7 protein-coding genes and 2 pseudogenes are annotated in these 6517 nt (G+C 69.3%); 5 read left to right on the forward strand and 4 right to left on the reverse strand.

The window, feature by feature from the left end:
• Nucleotides 1-107 precede the first annotated feature (107 nt).
• Nucleotides 108-512: pseudogene (locus tag ABZT03_RS42480) on the reverse strand (transposase); the annotation flags it as partial.
• An 83-nt stretch (nt 513-595) separates the two neighbouring features.
• Here ABZT03_RS42480 and ABZT03_RS42485 point away from each other — a divergent pair.
• The 3 genes from ABZT03_RS42485 to ABZT03_RS42495 are packed head-to-tail and all read left to right on the forward strand — an operon-like array spanning nt 596 to nt 2094.
• On the forward strand, nt 596-1036 hold the full coding sequence (locus tag ABZT03_RS42485) for a MerR family transcriptional regulator (RefSeq protein WP_356049454.1): 441 nt from the start codon (nt 596-598) through the stop codon (nt 1034-1036).
• The gene (locus tag ABZT03_RS42490; protein WP_356049456.1) at nt 1033-1476 is read left to right on the forward strand and encodes a nuclear transport factor 2 family protein; all 444 of its coding nucleotides are present in this window, start codon (nt 1033-1035) and stop codon (nt 1474-1476) included. The genes ABZT03_RS42485 and ABZT03_RS42490 overlap by 4 nt, the downstream gene beginning before the upstream one ends.
• A gap of 33 nt (nt 1477-1509) precedes the next feature.
• Complete coding sequence (locus ABZT03_RS42495) at nt 1510-2094, forward strand: type 1 glutamine amidotransferase domain-containing protein (protein WP_356049458.1); 585 nt, start codon at nt 1510-1512, stop codon at nt 2092-2094.
• A gap of 197 nt (nt 2095-2291) precedes the next feature.
• Here the strand turns inward: ABZT03_RS42495 and ABZT03_RS42500 are convergent, their stop codons facing one another.
• The 3 genes from ABZT03_RS42500 to ABZT03_RS42510 form a co-directional block, all read right to left on the reverse strand.
• Nucleotides 2292-2561, reverse strand: coding sequence for a hypothetical protein (locus ABZT03_RS42500; RefSeq protein WP_356049460.1), 270 nt, complete (start codon nt 2559-2561; stop codon nt 2292-2294).
• Nucleotides 2522-2941, reverse strand: coding sequence for a hypothetical protein (locus tag ABZT03_RS42505; RefSeq protein ID WP_356049462.1), 420 nt, complete (start codon nt 2939-2941; stop codon nt 2522-2524). Before ABZT03_RS42505 ends, ABZT03_RS42500 begins: the two co-directional genes overlap by 40 nt.
• A 621-nt stretch (nt 2942-3562) precedes the next feature.
• Nucleotides 3563-4633, reverse strand: a complete 1071-nt coding sequence (locus ABZT03_RS42510; protein ID WP_356049464.1) for a Gfo/Idh/MocA family oxidoreductase — start codon at nt 4631-4633, stop codon at nt 3563-3565.
• Between the two features lie 332 nt (nt 4634-4965).
• Here ABZT03_RS42510 and ABZT03_RS42515 point away from each other — a divergent pair, with 332 nt between their 5' ends.
• Together ABZT03_RS42515 and ABZT03_RS42520 are read left to right on the forward strand one after the other, a co-directional pair.
• Nucleotides 4966-5469, forward strand: coding sequence for a helix-turn-helix domain-containing protein (locus ABZT03_RS42515; protein ID WP_356049466.1), 504 nt, complete (start codon nt 4966-4968; stop codon nt 5467-5469).
• A 322-nt stretch (nt 5470-5791) separates the two neighbouring features.
• A pseudogene (locus ABZT03_RS42520) lies at nt 5792-6413 on the forward strand (alpha/beta hydrolase); the annotation flags it as partial.
• Between the last annotated feature and the right edge of the window lie 104 nt (nt 6414-6517).

The following is a 6517-nucleotide window of genomic DNA, read 5'->3' on the forward strand; positions in this document are numbered from 1 at the left end:
CTCCCCGGCCCACAACCTGACTTCAGCAAGGTCCCCACCCATAACCACACCAACGAACGAGCTGGCCAGCAGTCACGGCAAGCACCGTTGCAGTATTAGACCGTGTCCTATGTGGTGAGGCGGATGAGCCTCTTGTAGCAGCAGAGGGCTGCGGCGAGGCCGAGGAAGGCCAGGTAGTTGCGAGGGTGGCGTTCGTAGCGGTGGTTGAGTCTGCGGTAGCCGGTCAGCCAGGACATGGTCCGCTCGATGACCCAGCGCCGGCGCCCCAATCGTTCGCTGGACTCGATGCCCTTGCGGGCGATACGGACACCGATGTGCTTGCCCCAGAGCCATTTCCGCAGGTGGGGAATGTCGTAGGCCTTGTCGGCGTGGAGACGCTGAGGTTTGAAGTACCGGCCGCGGTGGGGGTCGTGTCTCGTTTGGTGACCCTGGACCATGGGCTTCAGGGCGATGCTGTCGTGGGTGTTGGCCGCGGAGACGCCGACGACGGTGGGCAGTCCGTTCGCGTCCGACGGCCAGAACGCATTGCCGCGATGCGGGGGAGTGGGCCTGCCTGATTTGACCTGTAGCGCGCTACAGGTCAGACAATGAAGACATGTCTGACCCGTTGTTGCCCGAGGTCGATATCGACGTACCTCCCGGCGGTTTTCCGATCGGGAAAGTCGCGGAGGTCATCGGCGTCGGCGTTGAGGCGCTGCGCTACTACGAGCGTGAGGGACTGATGCTCAGTGCGACGCCCCGGGACGCGGGCGGTCGCAGGCGGTATGGGGAGCGCGACCTGGCGTGGATCTCCGGCCTGGTGATGCTGCGCGAGACCGGGATGCCGATTTCGGACATCCGCGTGATCGCGGACCTGAGCCGCCGCGAGGGTACGGAGCAGGAGCGTCTGGAGTTCTTTGAAGAGCACCGCGCCCGCGTCGTCGAGCACCTGGAAAAGACACAACGGCATCTTGCCGCCATTGACCAGAAGATCAACAGCTACAGAACCGCTCTCACCGGAAACCGCGAGACCGCAAACGAAGGAAACTCCTTATGACTGGCCAGAGTATGCCGACCACTGAAGTCCACGAGAGGCTCTCGGCGTGGTGGGACACCATCGCCGGCCTCACCCCCCACTCGCCCCAGGCGGACTGGGACGCCATGACTGCCTACCTGGCCGACGACTGCGTCCTTTACTTCGGCGGAATGGGCGCTGCGGCGTCCGTAGGCGTCGATGCCGTCGTAGCAGACCTGAAGAAGACCCTCACGTACTGGCGGATGGTCGAGCGCCGCGTGCTCTCGCACGGGCTGGACGCCGAGGGCACGACCGTCTTCGCCAGCATGAACAACCGCCTCGAGATCCTCGGTGAGCCGATCGACTACCCCGAGACCGAGGTCGTCACGTTCGACGGGGCGGGCAAGATCGCCCGGTACGAGCTCTACTGCGACCCGAGCCCGATCAAGGCCGTGTTCGCCAAGAAGAACCCGGTCTCCTGACCGCATCGAACTGAACACAAGCAAGGAGCCACCATGACCACGCAGCACACCGATTCCACCCCCGTCGAGGACAATCGCTACGCCCTGCGCCCGGACGGCGAGACCAAAGGCCGCATCGCGATCCTTACCGCCGACCAGGTCGAGGACACCGAGTTCTTCTACCCCTACTACCGCTTCGTCGAGGAGGGCTACGAAGTCGACGTCCTCACGCCCGACGGCAACGGCATCACCGGGTACAAGGGCCTCCCCCTCAAGGCCGGCACCCGTCCGATCGACGGCGCGGTCTGGACCGATTACGACGCCCTGTTTATCCCCGGCGGCCTCGCCCCCGGCGTGCTGCGCACCAACGAGGCGGTACTGAGCTTCGTGCAGGGCTTCGCCGAGACCGGACGCCCGGTCGGCGCACTGTGCCACGGCCCGCAGGTCCTGATCAGTGCCGGCCTGGCCCAGGGCCGCCGGATGACCTCGTGGAAAGACGTCGAGCCCGAGGTCACCGCTGCCGGTGCGACCTACGTCGACGAGCCACTGGTGGAGGACGGGCAGTTCCTCACCGCCCGCAAGCCAGGCGACATGCCGATCCAACTGCGCCGTTTCCTCCAGAGGCTCTCGCAGGGATAAGCACGCCCGCGCCCGTGCAAGGCCAGCGGGCGGGCGCGTCGGCCCGGTTGGCCAGGATGCCGGTCCTCTGTCATGCCGACCCGTCCGGAATTTCGCTCGGGGGCGCCCCGGTGGTAACTGCGCCAAGGGAGTTCCGGCTGCGGCTTCGGCCGCCGCCTCCCCGCTCGGCCACGACGCGCGCCGCAGCCCACTGCACGTTAAGGGGGGTCCGCCTCCTGGCGGGCGGGGAAGGCGTCCCGCTCGTCGTACGGGACATGGCTATGAAGGCAGTGAAACAGGCACCGGGGGCGGGCGCCGAGGTTGCGCAGGGCAGCGTTGTGCGGGATGCCGCGCTCGCGCTGGCGCCGGTAGAAGGCGTGAGCGCCGGGCGACTGGGTCAGCGAACAGAAAGCGGCCTGGTAGAGGGCGTCGCGCAGCTCGGAGTTGTCTACGCCGGCACCCTGTGGGGCGCCCTCCAGGCCCTGCACAGCGGCGTGACCATGATCGCCGGCTGGGCGCACAACGTCCGCAGCCCCGAGCACACCGACGTGAACGTCCGCGCCCTGCGCGACTCCGGCGTCCGCGCGGTCTTCCTGCACGGCGGCCCCGGTACCGACACGTCCTCGGGGGTGTAGCCGGGGGCGATGCCCTGCACGACGCGTTGGACGTAGCCCAGGAGGGAGGCGTTCCCGGTGCTGCCGGCGAGCGCGCCCTGCCAGACGTGCCGGTGGGTGTCGACCATGCCGCGCGCGTCGATCCGCCGGGCGCCGGTCGCCTGCTCTTCGGTGACGCTTCCGACGGCGGCGATCCTGCCGTCGCGTACGAGGACGTCGCCGCCGGTGATGAGGATGTCGCTGCTGCTGGACACGCGCTTTCCCTTCGCCGCCGGACGGCAGCGCTCGGCGGGGTGGATGAATACCACCCCCAGCGTGCTGCGCTCCGGACCCGAACCGCAAGAAGGCACTTCGAACTGCCCTGGTCTCACCCGGAGAACCACCATGGAGCGCAGTACCGCCTGCGGGGCCTGATCGTCTGTCACGCTCTTGGCCCGGATCGATCGTCTCGAACTGGTGGTAGTCATGGGATTCGGAGGCACAGGTGCCCCTGACGTGGGACGACCTCAAATGCTGAGGCCGAATCGTTCCGCGTCGAGAAGGCATCTCACAAGTGGGCTTCTCATGATCCGAGCCATGTCCGGGGCGCAGCGGCCTCCCCGGGCCCGACAACACCACCGTTCCAGACTGCCCCCGCCGGAGATCCGCTAGGTTCGCCAGGTGGAAGCCCATCAGCTAAGGCTCCGCACCGATCCGCGTTGCAGGCGGACTCCTGACGTTCTCGTTCTCCGACCAGGGAGCGTCGTGAGGAAAGGATGCCGGTCGACCTGGCTGCCGTCTTCGAAGGCGCGTTTGGGGGTGCGCCGTTCGCGGTTCCAGATCTGCGGGGTCGCTCTGACGCCAATTGCGTGGCGTCGGCAGACGGTCTCCGTCCCCTATCCTCCGGTTCCCCTGTGCGTGATCGCCTCGAGCGAACGGTGGAGCTCCACCGCGTGGTCGAAGCCCGGAGCCTCGGAGTCCCGGCCCGACAGCGCCTCGGCCACCTCCGCGTACAGGTGGGCGACGTTGTGGGCCGGCGTTCCGGCCAGCTCCGGGAACCGGTCGTACCCGGCGGGAGACTCGAGCGGGGACAGGGTCTCCTGGCCGCGCGCCCCTTCGACGGCCAGCGCGGCACTCATCGGCAGGCCGACGTCCCCGGTGATCCGCAGGGATCCCCGCGTCCCGTCGATCTCCCAGACGAACGGCGTCGTCCGTAGCGCGCCGCCCCGGAAGTGCATGCCGGCGACGGCCCCGCCCGGCAGCCGGCCGGTGACCGCGATCTGGTCCGGCGCGGTCTTCGCGATCGCCTCCCCGGTGTCGGTGTTGACGGCCCCGGTGCGCACGGTCGCGACCGTCGCCGTGACCGCGGTCAGCTCGCCCAGCACGACCGCCTGCATGTCGAGCGCGTGGGCGAAGGGGATGGTCATCATCGTCGCCCCGTTGGCGGCGTCCGCGGTGTAGGCGGACGCGGACGTGAACGCCGCCCCGCCGCCGGGGAAGGAGCAGACCATCGACGAGGAGAGGACCTCGCCGACATAGCCGTCGGCGATCAGGTCGCGGACCCACCTCGTCGTCGGCGACACGTGTCCCTGCAGGCCGGTGAACCGCGGTCCGGGGCGGCCCGCGTCCCGCAGGAACTCCGCCTCGGCGAGGTCGCGCGCGAGCGGCCACTCGCACAGCACGGCTTTGCCGGATGCGAGCACCGGCTCGAGCAGCCTGCGGTGCTCGGGCACCCGGACCGTGATCGCGATCAGGTCGATTTCCGCACGGCTCGCCATCTCCGCCACCGAGTCATACCCCGGCACCCCGTAGCGCTGCGCGGCGGCCGCGGTCGACTCCGGCGAGCCTGCGGTCAGTCCCCGCAGCCGCACGCCGGGGACCGCCTCGATGGCCGGCCCGTGGGCCACGGCCCCCCAGTTGCCCCTGGCACTGAGGCCGACGACCCCGACGCCGATCGTTGTGCTCATGGTTCCGTCCTCCGGAGTCGGTGAGGTGTCTTCGAGCCGGGGGCGGGGACTCCTGCCCGCCCCCCTGCCCGTGGTCTCCCATCGCCGTGGCGGGACGCGCTGCGGGCCTGACGCCCGGCTGGGCCGTAGGGCGCAGCACCACTCCCATTTGAGTTGGATCGGCAAATCCAGGAGACGGCGTCCACCGTAGCAGAGCTGACTTGGGTCAGCAGACTCAAAAAGCACCGGGGCGACACGCAAGGCCGCGGAGTGGGCACGTCGGCGGCGCCCGGCCGCGGGGACGTCCAGCATCTCACTTCGGTCTCCAGAGCCAGATCGGCTAAACTGCCCGGATGAGTCGGAAGGCAGCCGTGTCGGACCCCCTCTGCGCGATCGCCCGCAGCCTCGACGTCATCGGGGAGCGGTGGTCCCTGCTGATCATCCGGGACGCCTTCTACGGCCGGACCACCTTCAACGAGTTCCGCGCCTCGCTCGGCATCTCCACCGACGTCCTGACCGCCAGGCTCAACACCCTCGTCGACGAGGGCATCCTGGAGCGCCGCCCCTATCGCCCCGAGACCGGCGGCCGAGGCTCCCGGGAACGCCACGCCTACCACCTGACACCGGACGGCCGCCGGCTGCGGCCCGTGCTCGGCGCCCTCCTCGACTGGGGCAACGAGCATCGCCCCAACGACTACGGCCCCTCCTCGGTGCTCGTCGACACTAGGACCAACAGGCCCGTGCGCCTCGCCTTCGTCGACGACAACGGCGACGAGGTCGACATCGCCCGGGTGGACAGCGTGCTCGGGCCCGGGTACTACGCCTGGAAGGCCCAGACCCCCGACGGCGGTAGCTGACCGCCACGCTTTTTCGCTTTCCCCGCGTGGCGGTACCCGCTCACACTGCCAATGCGACTGAATGTCGAACCGCTGCAAGGCGGCGCGTGCCAGCTATCCGGCACGGCCTGCGGTCATTCCACTGCACAGGCAGAGGCGAAGCAGTTTTGGCTGGCTGCCGCACTGACACGGTCCGCCTGAAACGCCAACGCGCCGTCGCCACCAGATATCACCGGCGTACCGTCCGCTGCGAAGCGAGGGTGCGGGCTGCGGCCATCAGCGGATGGCTGCGATCAGCACCCTCGCATCCTCCCCACGTACTCCTGCTGCCCAGCCGTGCGTGCAGGCCGCGGGCCTCTACGCCACCCGCCTTGCCGAGCGAGGCTTCGTCACGCTCGCCTTCGACGCCGCCTACCAGGGCGAGAGCGGCGGAGAACCGCGCGGACTGGAGGATCCGGCGCATCGTGTCGAGGACCTCAAGGCGGCCGTGTCGTTCCTGAGCACCCGGCCGGAGGTCGACCCGCACCGCATCGGCGCACTGGGCATCTGCGCCTCCGGCGGCTACGTCGTCCCGGCCGCGGCCGCGGCCACGGACCACCGCATCCGCGCCGTCGCCACCGTCAGCGGCCGCCAATTCCGCACGGGCGCCGACGACACCCAGGACCCCGCCGTGATCCAGTCCATGCTGGACGCCGCCGCGGCGGCCCGGACCGCGGAAGCACGCGGAGAGGGCGTGGGCAGCTTCCCCATCTTCCCGAGACCGCCGAGGAGGCGCGCGCGCTGGGCGGGCAGCACGGCTTCGAGGGCTTCGATTACTACTGCACCGACCGGGCGCAGCACCCCCGCTCCGCGAAGGAGTTCACCTGGTCGAGCATCGACCGGATCGCCGTCTTCGAGCCCTTCCGCTTCATCGCCATGATCGCCCCCGTCCCCTGCTGATGATCGTCGGCACCGAAGCGGTCACCCGGCACATGCCGGGGCCTGCTGGACCGTCCGCATGAACGTCGCCGTACGCCTGTCGCGGCCGCTCCACAGTCGCGCGTTCGAATGTCTGTTCTATAAGCTAGGG

The sequence above is a fragment of the Streptomyces sp. NPDC005574 genome, assembly GCF_040605435.1.
Lineage (GTDB): Bacteria > Actinomycetota > Actinomycetes > Streptomycetales > Streptomycetaceae > Streptomyces.